Annotated in this window: 12 protein-coding genes and 1 pseudogene; 2 read left to right on the forward strand and 11 right to left on the reverse strand. The window is 63.5% G+C overall.

The window, feature by feature from the left end:
- Window positions 1-140 precede the first annotated feature (140 nt).
- The 3 genes from AC5ZG5_RS37310 to AC5ZG5_RS37320 all read right to left on the reverse strand — a co-directional run bounded on the left by AC5ZG5_RS37310 (window position 141) and on the right by AC5ZG5_RS37320 (window position 4,565).
- Window positions 141-1,391: an MFS transporter gene (locus AC5ZG5_RS37310; protein ID WP_130225590.1), complete on the reverse strand. Its 1,251-nt coding sequence runs from the start codon at window positions 1,389-1,391 to the stop codon at window positions 141-143.
- Between the two features lie 267 nt (window positions 1,392-1,658).
- Window positions 1,659-3,056 (reverse strand): cell wall hydrolase, encoded by a 1,398-nt coding sequence (locus AC5ZG5_RS37315; RefSeq protein ID WP_456645797.1) that lies wholly within the window; start codon window positions 3,054-3,056, stop codon window positions 1,659-1,661.
- Between the two features lie 276 nt (window positions 3,057-3,332).
- A complete protein-coding gene (locus tag AC5ZG5_RS37320) occupies window positions 3,333-4,565 on the reverse strand; it encodes an MFS transporter (RefSeq protein ID WP_456645796.1) in 1,233 nt (410 codons plus the stop codon).
- 118 nt (window positions 4,566-4,683) lie between these two features.
- On the opposite strand from AC5ZG5_RS37320, the gene AC5ZG5_RS37325 reads away from it, so the two are divergent.
- Window positions 4,684-5,130 (forward strand): winged helix-turn-helix transcriptional regulator, encoded by a 447-nt coding sequence (locus AC5ZG5_RS37325; protein ID WP_456645795.1) that lies wholly within the window; start codon window positions 4,684-4,686, stop codon window positions 5,128-5,130.
- A 66-nt stretch (window positions 5,131-5,196) separates the two neighbouring features.
- On the opposite strand, the gene AC5ZG5_RS37330 is transcribed toward AC5ZG5_RS37325, so the two are convergent.
- The 3 genes from AC5ZG5_RS37330 to AC5ZG5_RS37340 form a co-directional block, all read right to left on the reverse strand.
- Entirely contained in the window at window positions 5,197-7,758 is a 2,562-nt protein-coding gene (locus tag AC5ZG5_RS37330) for an ATP-binding protein (protein WP_456645794.1), read from the reverse strand.
- Between the two features lie 344 nt (window positions 7,759-8,102).
- Window positions 8,103-11,057 (reverse strand): pyruvate, phosphate dikinase, encoded by a 2,955-nt coding sequence (gene ppdK / locus AC5ZG5_RS37335; protein ID WP_456645793.1) that lies wholly within the window; start codon window positions 11,055-11,057, stop codon window positions 8,103-8,105.
- A 91-nt stretch (window positions 11,058-11,148) separates the two neighbouring features.
- Window positions 11,149-11,304 carry a DUF3096 domain-containing protein gene (locus AC5ZG5_RS37340; protein ID WP_080663951.1) on the reverse strand — a complete coding sequence of 52 codons (156 nt, stop codon included), beginning with the start codon at window positions 11,302-11,304 and terminating at the stop codon, window positions 11,149-11,151.
- Window positions 11,305-11,655: 351 nt separating this feature from the next.
- Between AC5ZG5_RS37340 and AC5ZG5_RS37345 the strand changes: the two genes are divergently transcribed.
- Window positions 11,656-12,021 carry a DUF1236 domain-containing protein gene (locus AC5ZG5_RS37345; protein ID WP_456645792.1) on the forward strand — a complete coding sequence of 122 codons (366 nt, stop codon included), beginning with the start codon at window positions 11,656-11,658 and terminating at the stop codon, window positions 12,019-12,021.
- A gap of 216 nt (window positions 12,022-12,237) precedes the next feature.
- Here the strand turns inward: AC5ZG5_RS37345 and AC5ZG5_RS37350 are convergent, their stop codons facing one another.
- The 5 genes and pseudogenes from AC5ZG5_RS37350 to AC5ZG5_RS37370 form a co-directional block, all read right to left on the reverse strand.
- Window positions 12,238-13,329: a hypothetical protein gene (locus tag AC5ZG5_RS37350; protein ID WP_456645791.1), complete on the reverse strand. Its 1,092-nt coding sequence runs from the start codon at window positions 13,327-13,329 to the stop codon at window positions 12,238-12,240.
- A gap of 232 nt (window positions 13,330-13,561) precedes the next feature.
- Window positions 13,562-15,676 carry a glycine--tRNA ligase subunit beta gene (gene glyS / locus AC5ZG5_RS37355; RefSeq protein WP_456645790.1) on the reverse strand — a complete coding sequence of 705 codons (2,115 nt, stop codon included), beginning with the start codon at window positions 15,674-15,676 and terminating at the stop codon, window positions 13,562-13,564.
- A complete protein-coding gene (locus AC5ZG5_RS37360; RefSeq protein WP_130225596.1) occupies window positions 15,676-16,611 on the reverse strand; it encodes a glycine--tRNA ligase subunit alpha in 936 nt (311 codons plus the stop codon). The genes glyS and AC5ZG5_RS37360 overlap by 1 nt, the downstream gene beginning before the upstream one ends.
- Window positions 16,612-16,828: 217 nt before the next feature.
- Window positions 16,829-17,020 (reverse strand): hypothetical protein, encoded by a 192-nt coding sequence (locus AC5ZG5_RS37365; protein WP_028166903.1) that lies wholly within the window; start codon window positions 17,018-17,020, stop codon window positions 16,829-16,831.
- 231 nt (window positions 17,021-17,251) lie between these two features.
- Window positions 17,252-17,354 (reverse strand): annotated as a pseudogene (locus AC5ZG5_RS37370) (IS5/IS1182 family transposase); the annotation flags it as partial.

Consider the following 17,354-nt stretch of genomic DNA (forward strand, 5'->3'; position numbering starts at 1 on the left):
TTGCGTTGATCATGTCTCCCGTCATGGCCGGGCTTGACCCGGCCATCCCCGCGCTTGGCTCTCGCTCGACCTTAAAGACGTGGATGCCCGGGACAAGCCCGGGCACGACGACGAATTTTTGCGGGATTCTGTTTATCGCATCAGGCCGGCTGCGCAACCGGGCGCGATACTGGGGCCTCCACGATCGGCAGGTTGATCAGCGCCGACAGCACACCGAACAGGATCGAGAGCCACCAGATCGGCGTGTAGGAACCATACTGCTCGAACACGATGCCGCCGAGCCAGACGCCCAGGAACCCGCCGACCTGATGGCTGACGAAGGCGAAGCCATAGAGCGTGGCGAACCAGCGCGTGCCGAACATCAGCGCTACCAGCGCCGAGGTCGGCGGCACCGTCGACAGCCAGGTCAGGCCAGAGACCGCGCCGAAGGCGACCGCGGAAAAGGTCGTGATCGGGAACGAGATGAAGGCAATCGTCGCCAGCGCCCGGGTGAAGTAGATCACTGAGAGGATGTAGCGCTTGGGAAAAAAGTTCTGCAGCCAGCCGACGCCGAGCGAGCCCATGATGTTGAACAGGCCGATCGCCGCGATCACCCAGCCGCCGGTCGAGGTCGGAATGCCGCGGTCGACGAGATAGGCCGGCAGGTGCACGGTGATGAAGGCGAGTTGGAAACCGCAGGTGAAGAAGCCGAGCACCAGCAGCACATAGGAGCGATGGCCGAATGCTTCCGCCAGCGCCGTCTTGAACGACTGCTGGTCTGCGGCCGGCGCGTTGGTCGTCTCCGCTGGCGGCGTTGCGATCGCAAGCGACAGCGGCAGGATCAAAAGCATCAGCGCGGCGAACACAGTCAGCGCAGTCTGCCAGCCGAAATTGTCGATCATCGCCACGCCGAAGGGCGCGAACAGGAACTGACCGAACGAGCCCGCCGCGGTGCCGGCGCCGAGCGCGAGGCCGCGCTTTTCCGGCGGCAGCAATTTGCTGAACGCCGACAGCACCAGGTTGAACGAGGAGCCGGACAGGCCGAAGCCGATCAGAACGCCGGCGCCGATGTCGAGCGACAGCGACGTTGTCGAATAACGCATCATGTAGAGCCCGGCTGCGTAGAGCAGCGCGCCCACGATCATCACGCGCATGATGCCGAAGCGATCCGCGATCGCGCCTGCGATCGGCTGGCCCAGTCCCCAGAGCAGGTTCTGCAGCGCCAGCGCGAGGCCGAAGACGTCGCGGCCCCAGGAGAATTCACGGCTCATCGGCTGCACGAAAAACCCGAGCGCCGAGCGCGGCCCAAAGCTGAGCAGCGCGATGGCGCAGCCGCAGATGATGATGATCAGCGGCGTGCGCCAACTATCGGCGCCGGAGGAAGGCCGAAGGTCGCCGGTGGTCACAGCCATCAATTCCCCCTGCATGCTGCGTTACTGGCGGCCCGACCCGCCGGACGAAAGGTTACGGGGAGTTAATGCATCTGCATGAAAAGCCCAAGGGGGGCCGGAGAAAAAAATTTCAACGCAGGGCAGCCCTGCAAAATGATGCGAACTCTCTCCCCCGTCATTGCGAGCGAAGCGAAGCAATCCATAGTGCCGCGCGGGAGGCATGGATTGCTTCGCTCCGCTCGCAATGACGACTTCGTCGTCTCGGCGCAGGACCTATCGCTCGGGAAGCTAGCGTTTCGCGCTGGCCTGCTCGGCGGAGCTTCGCGCGGCCTCGGCGAGTTCTGCCGAGATCTCCGCGGTCTCGGCCGGGTTTCCCCAGCTCGGCGCGTCGCTGCCATCGCCCCAGGCGCGCGGGCGATAGAAGGTGTGGACGCCGAACTTGTACGTCTTCTTCATCTCGCTGACCCAAGACGGGCGCACCCAATAGGCGTGATAGTGCGTCGACTTGTCGACCTCGGGCAGCCAGAGCCGACCATCGAGCATCGCCTTGGCGATCTTTTTCGCGCGATCCCACATGTCAGGCTCGCGGATCACGTCGCGGACGTTGTCGCAGGCGAAGGTGAACTGGCAGGCCAAGTGGCGATACTTGTTCTGGTAGACCACCCCGCAGACGGTGGTCGGATATTTGCCGGAGAAGGCGCGGTTCAACACCACCTGCGCCACCGCGATCTGGCCACGCACCGCCTCGCCTCTCGCTTCGAAATAGACGGCTTCGGCGAGACACTTTTCGGATTTGGCGCGCGATTTCTCGTCGAACAGGCCGAGCCGCTCGGCCGGCGTCTTGGCGTGCTGGTCATCGGCATTGACCTCGCCCTTCGGCGCGATGCTCTCGCCCATGTCGCCGGCGCGCACCGGGCCGTCGGCATCGACCGGAAGCGAGGCCATGGCCTTCATGTTCGGATCCAGCGCCGCATCGGGCACGACGATCGTTGGCTCCTCACCCGGCTGCCAGCGCTCCATTGTCTCGGGTGCTCCGAGCGACGAGCCGAAGAACAGGCTCGAAGTCTGGAGCGAGAACGCATCGCGCGCCGGAGGCACCGTCTCGGGAGCGGCCGTCGCTGCCGACGGCTGCGACGGCGCATATTGCGGCAATGGCGGCGCGTTCAGCGCGTCCTGCAATTCCGGATCGAGCTCGGCGGGCGCGCGCGCAGCGGTCTTCATGCCCCGGACGGAGAAGTTCGAGGTCGATGGATCTTCGCTTGCCGGCACGGACTCGCTGGGCGCAGCTTCAGCCGGGGGCGCGACGGCGAGGCGATCGCCCTTCAGCGTGCGATCGACCTTGGGGAAATCGGAGGCGACATAGCGCGGCGGCTGCGCGACGATCGGATTGCGGGTGATGGAACCGGTGAGATCGCCGCCCTGGCTGTCGAGCCGCGCCAGCCGATAGGTCGCAACTTGCGGCGAGGACGTTCCGATCGGCCGGCCGAAACTGTAGGCGGCGACCTGGATCGTGCCCATGGCGGAGAACATGCGCGTCTGCCAGCGCTCGGCGACCCCGGGCTGGCGGGCAAGCAGTGACGCGATGTCCTGATATCCGATCTCGGTCGGCATCAATGCGAAGATGCTAAGACCGAGTCCGAAGAGCGCGAACCGTGCGCCCTTCGGATGGTTACGCAACACTAACATCGATACGCTCACGCAACGCTTACAACGACCGAACGCAGTGCTTCCGTGCAATTCGACCAAATTTGTTGGTATCGAATTTAGGTTGCCGCCGAGTTAATCGACGTGGCTTGTCCGCTACACACAAGAGATCGCGGAGATTTTGCGCGACGCACGCATGCATTGGTAAATGCGTTGCGGACGAAAGTGGTAAATATACGGTCAACGAAGAAAGTGAATAAAGTCTTCGCGCGTGAAGATGCGCACCTTCCCGATTGCCCTCACCGCTTCTTCAACCGACTACGTTGAGGCGACCGGCAACATTCGCACGTGCAGCGACGAGCCTATGCGACGCGTTGAGACCCAGACCAATAACGCGGCCGCGCTGAAAGCCGCTCCCAATATCGAGACGCCGATCCATCCCGCATGGGCGTTGGCGGTCGTCGCGGCGATGGCACCGATAGCGCTGCCGATCGAATAGAACACCATATAGCCGCCGACCAGGCGGCTGGGCGCCTCCGGGTGAAGGGAGAAGATGATGCTTTGATTGGTCACGTGGATCGCCTGAACGGCAAGGTCGAGCAGCAGCACGCCGACGACGAGCGCGAGAATCGAAACCGGCAACAGTGCGATCAGTCCCCATGATGCAATCAGCAGCATCAGCGACAGGCCTGTTGTCCATTGACCGAGACCGCGATCGGCCAGCTTGCCCGCACTGCCAGCTGCGGCGGCGCCAGCCACGCCGACGAGACCGAAAAGACCGATCTGGGCATGGGAGAGCGAGAACGGAGGAGCACTGAGCGGCAGCACCAGCGCCGTCCAGAACGTACTGAACGCCGCGAATATGAAGAGTGCGAGGATGCCGCGAACGAGCAGGATTGGCTCGCGCAGGAAAAGCATCGGAATGGAACGCAGCGTGACGAAATAGCTGTCGGAACTTTGCGGCGGAAGATGTTTCGGCAGGATGCGGAAAAGGATGACGGCCATAGCCAATGTCAGCGCCGCCGAGGTCAGATAGACCGTGCGCCAGCCGCCCAGATCGGCGAGGATTCCGGCAACGAAGCGCGCAGCCAGGATGCCGATCACGACGCCGCTGGTCACCATTCCGACCGCCTTGCCACGTTTGGAAGGCAAGGCCAGCGTGGCGGCAAAAGCGACGAGCACTTGGACCACGACCGCCACGAGGCCGACCACCGCCATGCCGGCGAATAACACACCTTCGGTCCTTGCTGTCGCGACAGCCACAAGAGCGGCCGCCGATAGGATGCCCTGGACCACAACCAGACGGCGACGATCGAGGAGATCGCCAAGCGGCACGATGAAGATCAACCCCATCGCGTAGCCGATCTGCGTGAGCGTCACGACGAGGCCGATCGCTGCCGGCGGAATCCCGAAATCATCTGCCATCGCATCAAGCAGCGGCTGGGCATAGTAGATGTTCGCGACGCTGAGACCTGCCGCGATGGCGAAGAGCAGCGTCGTGGTTCTCGACAGCCCGTCATGTGGTTGGTCCGAAGTTTCATTGCGCCCCATGTCTCGGCTCCTCTTGGCAGATAATTGGTCTTATCTTAAGACTACTTGCGATACACAAATCTAGTTCTATTTTAGAACCAGATTCGGATGCGTGCGGGCGCAAGGGAGAGCGGTGGCCATGGTAAAACGTGTCAGCCTGTCGGGAGCCGATTGCCCGGTGGCGCGGTCGCTCGATGTGATCGGCGACTGGTGGTCGCTGCTGATTATCCGGGATGCGTTCGAGGGCGTGCGGCGTTTCAGCGAGTTTCAGACGGGACTCGGTATCGCCAAGGGGATGCTGGCGACGCGTCTGCGCGATCTCACTGAGAGGGGCGTGCTCGAGACCGCGCCGGCCTCCGACGGGAGCGCCTACAAGGAATACATCCTGACCGAGAGGGGACGCGGACTTTTCCTCGCGATCGTCGCGCTCCGCCAATGGGGCGAGGACCATCTCTACCGTGCCGGCGAACGGCATTCGGTGTTGGTTGATCAGGTAAAGGGCGAACCGGTCGCCCGTCTTAAACTGCGGGCGTCGGACGGACGCGCGCTCGCCTGGGATGAGACGCAGGTTAGGAAGGCGCAATGAAGCTTAGTCGAAATGGCTCCGCGATAGATGCTGCGTACAGCAATCTAACGAAATCACATGGCGCCACTAGTCTTCATGCAGCAGCGTCTGCAGGCGCCGCGCCAGGTCCGCGACATGGAAGGGTTTCTCGATGATCGGAAACTCGTCCACGGCGTGATGCCGTTCCAATGCATCGCCGGCATAACCGGAGGTGAGCAGGATCTTGATGTCCTTGCACAGCCGCTTCGCTTCGCGCGCCAGCTCGATGCCATTCATGCCGCTCGGCATCACGATGTCGCTGAACAGGAGCGCGAAGTGCCCGTCGCTCCTCAACGTCTTCAGGGCCTCAAGCCCGTTGCGGGCGCAGACAACTTCGTAGCCGAACGAGTTCAACATCGCCGAGGTGACCTCGAGCAGATCCTCATTGTCGTCGACGACGAGGATCCGCTCCGAACCTCCCGGTATGGCTCGCGGCTTCCGTTCCTGCACCGGCGCCTCCGGCGCCTTGTCGGCCTTAGGCAGGTACAGCGCGACCGTAGTCCCTGCTCCCGGCGTGCTTTCGACAGTGACGTGCCCGCCGGACTGTCGAACGAAGCCGTAGACCATGCTGAGGCCGAGCCCGGTCCCCTTGCCGACTTCCTTGGTCGTGAAGAAAGGCTCGAAGATCCTTTCGCGCACTTCGGGCGGCATCCCGCAGCCGGAATCCGTGACCGCCAGCCTGACATACTGTCCGGCCCGACACTCGTCCACGGCCCCCTGCTCCAGTTCGACATTCCGCGTCTCGATCTCGAGCACGCCGCCGTCCGGCATCGCGTCGCGCCCATTCAGTGCAAGATTGAGGAGAGCGGTTTCCAGCGATGAAGGATCGACATGGCACAGCCACAATTGCTCGTCGGTCCGCAGCCTGACCTCGCATCCTCCTCCGACCGCTTGCTGGATCAGCCCCTGGAATTCGGCGATGAGCTGATTCGCGTTGACCAGTTTTGGATTCAGTATCTGGCGCCGCGAGAAGGCGAGAAGCTGCGACGTCAGCTTCTCGCCTCGCTGGGTGGCGCGACGCGCCGCCGCGGCATACTGCCGGACCTTGCCGATGTCGGCGGCATCCTCGATGAGGTCGAGGCTGTTCGCGACCACCGTGAGCAGATTGTTGAAGTCGTGCGCGATACCGCCGGTAAGCTGACCGACCGACTCCATCTTCTGGCTCTGGTGGAATTGCTCCTCGATCAGCCGGCGCGCCTCCACCGCATGCTTGTGATCGGTGATGTCGCGGAGAAAGATCGCAAGACCCTGGCTGGAGGGAAACGCATTGACCGCGTACCAGACTTGTCGACGCGTGCAGAACACTTCGAGGAATGCCGGTCGCTGCGTCGACGTCACCTCCAGGATCTGGTTGGTGATATCGAGGTCGTCGGCGTCCGGGAATGCTTCCGACAACGTCAGGCCCCTGACATCCTGGCCTTCCGCAAGGTCTGTCCAGGCGGGTCCGTTGAGATAGGTGAGGCGCCAGTCCTGATCGATGATCAGCACGCTGTCGGTGGTGCTCTCGAAGATCATCGTGATCCGGGCCGCGGCTTCCTCCGCTTTCTTCCTCGCGTCGGACAATTCCTGCTCGCGGTGTTCCAGCGCATCGGCCATGGTGTTGAATGCATCGGCGACCCGCGCGATTTCGGAAGTGCCATGGATATCCACCCGCCGGGTAAAATCGCCGAGCCGCCATCGGTTGGCGGCGTCGACCAATTGCCCAAGCGGGCGACGGATGAACCGACGGGCGCCCAAGGATGTCAGGATCAGCACCAGCGCGGTACTCAGGATGATCAGGAAGACGCCGCGCTGCGTGCCGTGCTGGATTGCGGTGAATGCCCGGTCCTTGTCCAGGCCGAAGCTGATGAGAAGGCCTCCGGAACTATCCGGCAGGGCTGCATAACCGACGATCCGCTCCACGCCGTCCAGCTCAGTGATGTCGGCCGCCCCCGATTTCTCAAGGTGCGGTTCATGCCCTTCGCTCAGGGTCCGCCCGACAAAGTGCGCGTTGTCGGGATAGCGGGCAAGATACCTCCCATTGCGGTCCATGATTCCGAGCGCAGCTCCCGCCGGAGCGCCCTTTCGCGCAATGTAGTCGGCGAGCCAATCCAGGCTGAGGGTTGCGATGATGGCACCCCCCATCTGCCCGTCCTGTTCGTAGAAGGGCAACGCAAACTGGATGGCCTTTCGACCGGATGAGAGGCCCAGCGAGAACTCGCCGACGGAGAATGCGCCGGTTTTCCGCAGGTTTGCGAAATAGGCCCTGCCCGAGACATCGACCGGCTTGCGATTACTGTCGGGAGTGCAGAACGTGACGCCGTTCAAATCGGTGACGACAACGGTGAGGAAAGCCGGGAAGCGCTGCTTGATAGCGCCCATATAGGCATTGCATGACTCGCTGTCCTTCGCCCTGATCGACGGAAGCTCCGACAGCGTGATCAGGACCTGATGAATTCCCTGAACGATCTGCCGTTGCTCCGCGGCAGCTAGTTCAGCCAGATTGAGCGCCTGGTTCTGCACCTCGATTTGGCGCGCGCGACGCAGGTCGAATTCATTATACGCTTGGATCGCTATTGCCGGCAGCAGAGCGACAGCCACCAGCACAAGCAGCCGGGATAGAAGGGTCACTTCCCATCAGGCCCCAATCCTGACGCTCGCTCGCCATCGCGCCGTCGCTGCGCTGATCTCAATTGAATACGCACAAACAATCTGAACCATCCCATACCAACCTCACTCTACTGGCACAGGATTGTGAGCGCGGGTTACAGTTCGATTTCAGCACGCGGAAAGTTGGGTTACGCCTGTAATGCGTTTTCCCTTGGCAGCGCGCGTTGCCGCGCTCCATTCCCGCGACCGTCGTCATGGCCGGGCCTGTCCCGGCCATCTACGTCCTTCTGCGCGTCCAAAACGTGGATGCCCGGGACAAGCCCGGGCATGACGAGATGCTCTTAGTTGTCAGCGGGCGCTAAGCGTCACGCCTGGCTCGCGATCGCCTTGCCGAGCGCCGCTTGCGCTGCGGCCAGACGCGCGATCGGCACGCGATAGGGCGAGCACGAGACATAGTCGAGCCCGACCTCGTGGCAGAACGCGACGGAAGCGGGATCGCCGCCGTGCTCGCCGCAGATGCCGACCTTCAGGTTGGGACGCGTCTTGCGGCCGCGCTCCACGCCGATCCTGACCAGCTCGCCGACGCCGTCGCGATCGACCGAGATGAAGGGATCGATCTCGAGGATACCCTTGGCGATGTAGGTGCCGAGGAAGCTCGCGGCGTCATCGCGGCTGATGCCGTAAGTGGTCTGGGTCAGGTCGTTGGTGCCGAAGGAGAAGAACTCGGCGGTCTCGGCGACCTTGCCGGCCATCAGGCAGGCGCGCGGCAGCTCGATCATGGTGCCGACCTGGTAGGTCAGCTTGGCGCCGGTCTCCTTCGCCACCGCATGCGCGGTGGCGTCGATCCGCGCCTTCACCAGGTCGAACTCGGCCTTGGTGGCGATCAGCGGCACCATCACCTCGAGCCCGACGGCCTTGCCGGTGCGCTTGCCGGCTTCGACCGCGGCCTCGAAGATCGCGCGCGCCTGCATCTCGGCGATTTCAGGATAGGCGATCGCAAGACGGCAGCCGCGGAAGCCGAGCATCGGGTTGAACTCGGCGAGTTCGCGGGCGCGATCGGCGAGCCGGCGCGGATCGGTGTTCATCGCGCGCGCGACTTCCTCGATCTCGGCCTGGGTGTGCGGCAGGAACTCGTGCAGCGGCGGATCGAGCAGGCGGATCGTGACGGGGAGGCCCTTCATGATCTCGAACAGCTCGACGAAGTCGGCGCGCTGCATCGGCAACAGCTTCGACAACGCGGCGCGGCGCGATTGCTCGTCTTCCGACAGGATCATCTCGCGCACCGTGCGGATGCGCGTCTCCTCGAAGAACATGTGCTCGGTGCGGCAGAGGCCGATGCCCTCGGCGCCGAACTTCACCGCGGTGCGCGCATCATCAGGGGTGTCGCCGTTGACGCGAACGCCGAGCTTGCGGACGGCATCGGCCCAGCCCATCAGCGTGCCGAACTCGCCCGACAGCTCCGGCTCGATCATCGGCATGCGCCCGGCCAGCACCTGGCCGATGCCGCCATCGATGGTAATGACGTCGCCCGCCTTGAAGGTGCGCGAGCCCACGCTCATCGTGCCGCGGCCATAGTCGACGCGGATGGCGCCGCAGCCGGAGACGCAGGGCTTGCCCATGCCGCGCGCCACCACCGCGGCATGCGAGGTCATGCCGCCGCGGGTGGTCAGGATGCCCTCGGCGGCGTGCATACCGTGGATGTCTTCCGGGCTGGTCTCGACACGGACGAGAATGACCTTGCGGCCGTCAGCCTGCAGCTTGGCAGCTTCGTCGGAGGAGAACACGATCTCGCCGGACGCCGCACCGGGCGAGGCCGGCAGGCCGGTGCAGATGATATCGCGCGTCGCCGCCGGATCGATGGTCGGGTGCAGCAATTGATCGAGCGAGGCCGGATCGATCCGCGTCACCGCATCTTCTTTCGAGATCAGGCCCTCATTGGCGAGCTCGACGGCAATGCGCAGCGCCGCCTTCGCGGTGCGCTTGCCGCCGCGGGTCTGCAGCATCCACAGCTTGCCCTCTTCGACCGTGAACTCCATGTCCTGCATGTCGCGGTAGTGCTTTTCGAGCAGCGTGTAGATCCGCGTCAGCTCCTTGAAAGCGTCGGGCATCGCGGTTTCCATCGAGGGCTTGTCGGAGCCGCTCTCCTGACGCGCGTACTCGGTGATGTCCTGCGGCGTGCGGATGCCGGCCACGACGTCCTCGCCTTGCGCGTTGATCAGGAATTCGCCGTAGAGCTTGCTCTCGCCGGTCGAGGGATTGCGGGTGAAGGCGACGCCGGTCGCCGACGTCTCGCCCATATTGCCAAACACCATCGCCTGCACATTGACGGCAGTACCCCAGGACTCCGGAATGTCGTGCAGCTTGCGGTAGGTGACCGCGCGCGCGTTCATCCACGAGGAGAACACCGCGCCGATCGCGCCCCATAGCTGGTCGTGCGGATCCTGCGGGAACGGATGGCCGGTCTCGCGCTCCACCGCTTCCTTGTACTTGCCGACCAGCTCGACCCAGTCGTCGCCGGTGAGGTCGGTGTCCAGCGAATAGCCCTGGCTGTCCTTGAAGGTGTCGAGGATGTCTTCGAAGTGATGGTGCTCGAAGCCGAGCACCACGTCCGAATACATCGTGATGAAGCGGCGGTAGCTGTCATAGGCAAAGCGGCGGTCGCCGGAGAGATCGGCCAGCGCCTCCACGGTCTGGTCGTTCAGCCCGAGATTGAGCACGGTGTCCATCATGCCCGGCATCGAGGCCCGCGCGCCGGAACGGACCGAGACCAAAAGCGGGTTCTTGGCGTCGCCGAAGATCTTGCCAGTCAGCTTGCCGACATAATCGAGCGCCTTCTCGACCTGCGTCTTCAGCTCCTTCGGATAGGTCTTCTCGTGTTCGTAGAAATAGGTGCAGACCGAGGTCGGGATCGTGAAGCCGGGCGGCACCGGCAGGCCCAGATTGGCCATCTCGGCGAGGTTGGCGCCCTTGCCGCCGAGCAGATTACGCATCTCGGCTTTGCCCTCGGCCTTGCCGTCGCCGAAGGTGAAGACCCATTTGTTGGGCTTGATCGCCGCCGCGGCCGGCTTTGACGCCGGCGCTTTCGTCACGGATTTTGCCACCGGCTTGGCGGGGGCCTTAGCAGCAGCCTTAACAGGAGCCTTGGCAACAGGAGCCTTGGCAACAGGAGCCTTGGCGGGAGCTTTTGCCGCCACCTTTGGCGCGCTCTTCTTCAGCGCCTTTCGCGCCGCCGGGGCGGCCTTGCGGGCCGGGGCGGATGGCTTTGATTTCGCTGCGCTTTTCTCTGCTGCTTTCTTGGACTTGGCGACGGCTTTGGCCATGGCTTTCAACAATCCGGAGTGAGGGGCAAGAAGATGGGCGCCTTACACCACTTTGGTGTGTCGGGCGCAAGCTGCGAACGGCGTTTCGATCCTACAAATGCAGCCAGCGTAAAAGCCCCATGCCGACCAGGCCCACGAAGATCAGGTAGATCGCGACGATGAAGTTCAGCAGCCGCGGCATGACCAGGATCAGAATGCCTGCGATCAGGGCCACGATGGCAGGGACATGCGCAGCGGTGATGACCATTTGAGGAAGCTCCAGCGGATTTGTTCGGAAAGGAAATCGAATCGAGGCGGGTATTGTACTGGCATCGCGTTTTCGAGCGAAGTGTTACCGGTTTCGCATGAAGGAAACGCGTCAAACCTAGGATCCGCCCCACCCGCCAGCACGGCCAGCTATTTGAGACGTTCGACGCTTCAATCGGTTCCGCTATCCACGAAAATTGCTCAAAATTGCCGCGGATATGGCCGCGCTTTTTGCGGAACATCGACGCTCGCGATGCATTGGCCTCACATTGTGCATCGGCAAAAAGCCAGCACTCGCGGCGTCTCGAAAGGAGACCCGCCTTAACGCAAAATCGTCGCGAAGGAGTGAGCCATGCGAAACCGATTCCTTGCCGTTGCAGCGATGGCGTGCGCGATCAGTGCACCGGTCGCGGCGCAGGCGCAGAGCAGGACCACCACCACCGGCGTCGTCGGCGGCAACACCGTCGTAGTCGAAGAAGGTGGCGGGATCACGGTCGACCAGCGGCCGGCATTCCGTGAATATGTCGTCCGCGAACGCGTGCCGGACTATACGATTTCCGATCGCGTGGCAGTCGGCACCGTGCTGCCGGAAACCGGCGTGACAGTCTACGACGTACCGCAGCGCTTCGGCTCAACGCCGTTCCGCTACACCGTCGTGAACGGCGAGACCGTGCTGGTCGAGCCGCGCTCGCGCCGTATCGTTCAGGTGATCGACTAGCGATCAACCAGCTTTCGCCTTGAGCGAGTAGTCCGGGCGCCGCGCAAGCGGATGTGCGCGACAGCGACCGGACCCAAGAGCCCCGCCTGGCCCTCCCCTCCAGGCGGGGCTTTGCTTTGTGCTTAGAGCGTTTTCGAGCGAAGTGGACACCGGTTCGCGTGAAGAAAACGCGTCAAAACAAGAATCTAGCTAGAGCTTCGGTTCTGATTCTAGCGACTACGATCGCAGCATCGAGAGCAGCGTCGATGTCGACTTGTAGTTCTTGATCGCGGCATCCTGGAATTCGGGCGTCCAATTCGCGGCCTGCCGCTCTTCGGTGCTCATCGAGGAATAGGCTTTCAGGATGCCTAGGCTGAGCTGGCGCGGATCGCCGGTCGATTGGCTCTGCTTCAGCGCGTCGAGGATCGAGGCGCGGGTCCGCGCATTCAATTCCTGCTTGGCCGCATAGACCTCCTCGCCGGAAAAGCGATTGCCCTGATTCAGGGTGATTGCCGACAGCGAGCGGTTGTCGAGTGGGGACAGATCGGCCAATTGCCCGGTCTTGCGCCCGGGATCATAGACCAGCTCCTTGCCGTTGCTCGCTGCCTCGCTCTTCTGGCGATCGAGAAACCGGCGCACGTCGCTGGCGATATCGCCGAAGTTGCGGCTCTGGCCCGTCGCGGGCTTGACCGTGCCGGCAAGCGCCGCCGCGATCGGATCGCCGGCAATTCCCGTTGGGGCCACCGTCGGGTCCGTCTGCGTCGCCTGATAGCCCTTGAACACCGCGGCGCGCTGGGCGGCCCAGGTCGCCGTCGCCTTCTCTTCGGGGCTCGCGCCATCGAGATAATCCAGCGCTGCCTTGTAGCTGACATTGTAGTCGCCGGTCAGACGCGTGGTCGCCAGCGACGGCGCAAGCGCGGCATCGAAGCGCTGCTTCAACGCGCCGGCTGCCACCGCCTGCTCATCGGGGCTGAACTTGCCGCCATTGTTGGTCGAGATCGCAAACAGCGAGCGCCGATCCAGGCTCGAGAGATCGATCGTGGTCTTGCCGTCGACCAGCGGTCCCTTCACGCCGGCTGCCGCATAGAGCCGGTCGAGCGTCGCGCGTGCGTCGTTCGTGACTATCGTGAAGTCGAGCGGCGCCCCTTTTGCGAGCTGTGCGCGGGCCGCTTCCGACAAGGTCAGGTTGGTCGCGCTGTTGGACGCGAGCGGATCGTTGGTCGCGCTGTCATTGGACAGCGTCGATGCCAGCGACGGCGTCGCCGCCGCCCGCGCATAGGCCGAACCATATTGGGCGTAAGGATTGAGCGCCGTGCCGATGGAGGTCATCGGGAAATTCCTGCATTTGCGCGCGGGCGATTTCTTAAGAAACCGTTCACCCGGTGCGACCTTCGCAGGACGTGGTTAATGAGGGGTAAATGTTGCGGGATATTTCTGGTACCCGCACGCCGTCATTCCGGGGCGTCCGAAGGACGAGCCCGGAATCCATCGGGCGGCAGAGTACGCGGCGAAATGGATTCCGGGCTCGCGCTTCGCGCGCCCCGGAATGACAGCGTCAGGATCAATCCTGGATCTTCGAGAAATCCGCCACCGCGCGCGTCGCGGCACGGATCTCATTCAGCAGCTTCAGCCGGTTCTCGCGCACCTGCGGGTCGTCGTCATTGACCTTGACCTTGTCGAAGAACGCATCGACCGCCGGCCGCAGCGTCGCCATCACGCTCATCGCACCGGCAAAGTCCTCACGAGCTACCGCGCTACTTGCCTCACGCTTGACCTGATCGATCGCCTGCGCCAGCGCCTTCTCCTCGTCCTGCCGATAGAGCGACGGATCGGGCGCGCCGTCGAACGTGCGCTTGTCCCGCTTCTCCTCGATCGCAAGGATGTTGCCCGCGCGCTTGGTGCCCGCGAGCAGGTTCTTGCCGTCATCAGTGTCGAGGAATTTGCCGAGCGCCTCGACACGACGGACCACGAGCAGGAGATCATCCTGTCCGCCGAGCGAGAACACGGCGTCGACGAGATCGTGCCGCGCGCCCTGGTCGCGAAGCTGGACCTTCAGGCGATCGGCGAAGAAGACCAACAGCGACGGCGCGATAGCAATCGGACTCTCGGAGGCCTTTACAGCATCACTCTCAAGCAACGTGCTGACAAAGGTCGTGATCGTCTTGATGAGGCTGGTACGAATATTGTTCTCGAGGATAAGCCTGATCACCCCGAGCGCCGCGCGCCTTAGCGCATACGGGTCCTTGCTCCCCGTCGGCTTCTCATCGATCGCCCAGAAGCCAACCAGCGTATCGATCTTGTCCGCCAGCGCGACCGCGACGCTCACGGGATCAGTCGGCACACGATCTGCCGGCCCCTGCGGCTTGTAATGCTCCTCGCTCGCTGCAGCGACCGACGCATCTTCGCCTTGCGCCAGTGCGTAGTACTTGCCCATCAGCCCCTGCAGCTCGGGGAATTCGCCGACGACTTCCGTCAGCAAATCCGCCTTCGCGAGATGCGCGGCGCGCTTGGTCTTCTCGACATCGGCGCCGACCAGCGGCGCGATCTCCGCGGCCAATCGCTCGATCCGCTTGATGCGCGCGCCCTGCGTGCCCAGCTTCTCGTGGAACACGATCTGGTCGAACTTCGGCAGCCGGTCCTCGAGCTTTGTCCTCAGATCCGTCTCGTAGAAGAACTTCGCATCGCTCAGCCGCGCGCGGATCACGCGTTCGTTGCCGGCGACGATGGCCTTGCCGCCGTCGGTGGCCTCGATGTTGGCGGTGAGGATGAACTTGTTGGTCAGCTTGCCCGTATTGGGATCGCTGACCACGAAGCATTTCTGGTTGTTGCGGATGGTGGCGCGGATCACCTCGTCCGGGATCGACAGGAATTCCTTGTCGAACGCGCCCATCAGCGCGACCGGCCATTCGACGAGGCCGGCGACCTCATCCAGCAGCCCCTGGTCCTCGACCAATTCAAAGTTCTGTGCCTGCGCCAGCGTCTTTGCATCCGCCAGGATCACGTCCTTGCGCGCCTGCGGATCGAGCACGACCTTGGCCGCCTGCAGCTTGGCTTCGTAGTCATGGAAATGGCGCACGGAGATCGCAGCCGGGGCCATGAAGCGGTGGCCAAACGTCGTCTGCCCCGCCTCGATGCCATCGACCGAGAAATTCACCACATCCGGCTCCTCGGTCTCCGGACCGAAGGTGGCGGTGATCGCGTGCAGCGGACGCACCCAGGTCAGCGCGCCGGGCCTGGCCGAACGCGCGCCCCAGCGCATCGATTTCGGCCAAGGGAAGGTTCTGACGATGACCGGCAGGATCTCGGCGAGCACGTCGAGCGCGGGCCGGCCCGGCTTCTCGATCAGCGCGATGTAGAAATCGCCCTTCTTGTCGCTCTGGATTTTTGCATCGTCGATCGAGGCAAGACCCGTGGCCTTCAAGAATCCCTGGATCGCGGGCTCAGGCCCGCCGACGCGGGGGCCGCGGCGCTCTTCCTTCAAGTCCGGCTGCCGCGCCGGAATGCCGTGCACGGTCAGCGCCAGCCGCCGCGGCGTCGCGAACGCGCGGGCGCCTTCGTAGACCAATCCCTCGGCGGCGAGCTTGTCGGTCACCATGCGGCGCAGATCGTCCGCCGCCTTTGCCTGCATGCGCGCGGGGATTTCCTCGGAGAACAGTTCGAGCAGGAGATCAGGCATCAGGCGGCCCTGCCGGCTTCGGTGTGGATCCAGGCTTCGCCGCAGGCCTTCGCCAGTTCGCGCACCCGCAGGATGTAGCTCTGCCGCTCCGTCACCGAGATCACGCCGCGCGCGTCGAGCAGGTTGAACACGTGGCTTGCCTTGATGCACTGGTCATAGGCCGGCAGCGCCATCAGGTGCTCGCGCTGGTTGCCGCCCTCACGCCAGCCGGCCGCGAGATATTTCTTGCAGGCTTCCTCGGCCATCCTGAACTGCTCGAACAGCATCGCGGTATCGGCAATCTCGAAATTGTGCCGCGAATATTCCTGCTCGGCCTGCAGGAACACGTCGCCATAGCTCACCTTCTCGGCGCCCTCGCGGCCGTTGAAGTTGAGGTCGTAGACGCGGTCGACGCCCTGTACATACATCGCCAGCCGCTCGAGCCCGTAGGTGAGCTCACCCGCGACAGGCGCGCATTCGACGCCAGCGACCTGCTGGAAATAGGTGAACTGCGACACTTCCATGCCGTCGCACCAGCATTCCCAGCCCAGCCCCCAGGCCCCGAGCGTCGGGCTCTCCCAATCGTCCTCGACAAAGCGGATGTCGTGCAACGCCGAATCGACGCCGATCGCAGCCAGCGATTTCAGATAAAGCTCCTGGATGTCAGGCGGCGACGGCTTCAGGATCACCTGGAACTGGTAATAGTGCTGGAGCCGGTTGGGGTTCTCGCCATACCGGCCGTCCTTCGGCCGGCGCGAGGGCTGCACATAGGCCGCGTTCCAGCGCTTGGGGCCGAGCGCGCGCAGCGTCGTGGCGGGATGGAACGTGCCGGCGCCGACCTCCATGTCGTAGGGCTGCAGGATCACGCAGCCGTAATCCGCCCAGTAGCGCTGCAGCGTCAGGATCAGTCCCTGGAACGAACGTTCCGGGCGCATATGGGCAGGCAGGGAATCCATCGTCGGCATCGGTCTCGCGATGAGGGGTTTGAAAGCGCGCGGACCGTATCGGCGCGAAGACGGGGAATCAAGGCGAACGCGCCTGCCGACTGCGCGAAAGACGCGTCCCACGTGCTCCGTCATGGCCGGGCTTGTCCCGGCCATCCACGTCTTGGCACCAGCAGGAAGGAAGGCGTGGATGCCCGGGTCAAGCCCGGGCATGACGAGTATGCGAGGCCTAGCCCGGCCGGTAGGCGCCGGTGACGGGGTCGCGGCGCAGGGTCGGAATCTCGTTGCGGCTGACGGCCTCGGCCATGTGGGCGCGACGCGCCTCTTCCAGTTCCTCGTTGATCCGCACGGCCGTGCGATAGGCCCAGCGGACCACGGCGAGCCCTCCCAAAACGCCCGCAAATGCGATCATGGCTGGCATCGGTCGATCCTTGTCGTTCACCTCTCAGGCCCCCAATAGCTGGTATTTTCGCTTAAGCTGGGGCGGCCCGCAATCAACCTTTTGGTATCGGGTGCGGCAAACGGCAGCAGCTTCAAAGCGTTTTCGAGCGAAGTGGACACCGGTTCGCGTGAAGAAAACGCGTCAAAATAAAGAATCTGGACCTTCGGTTCTGATTTCAATCAGAACCGAAGGTCTAGGTCGCGTGGACAGTTATCTTAGCCAGAGCAGAGTTGCGGGATAGCGACGACAGCGAAGTAATTTCGTGCGGTTTTTTCGTAGCGCGTAGCAACGCGCCTGAAACGCTTCAGTTTCG

It is taken from the genome of Bradyrhizobium sp. Ses1 (assembly GCF_059512365.1).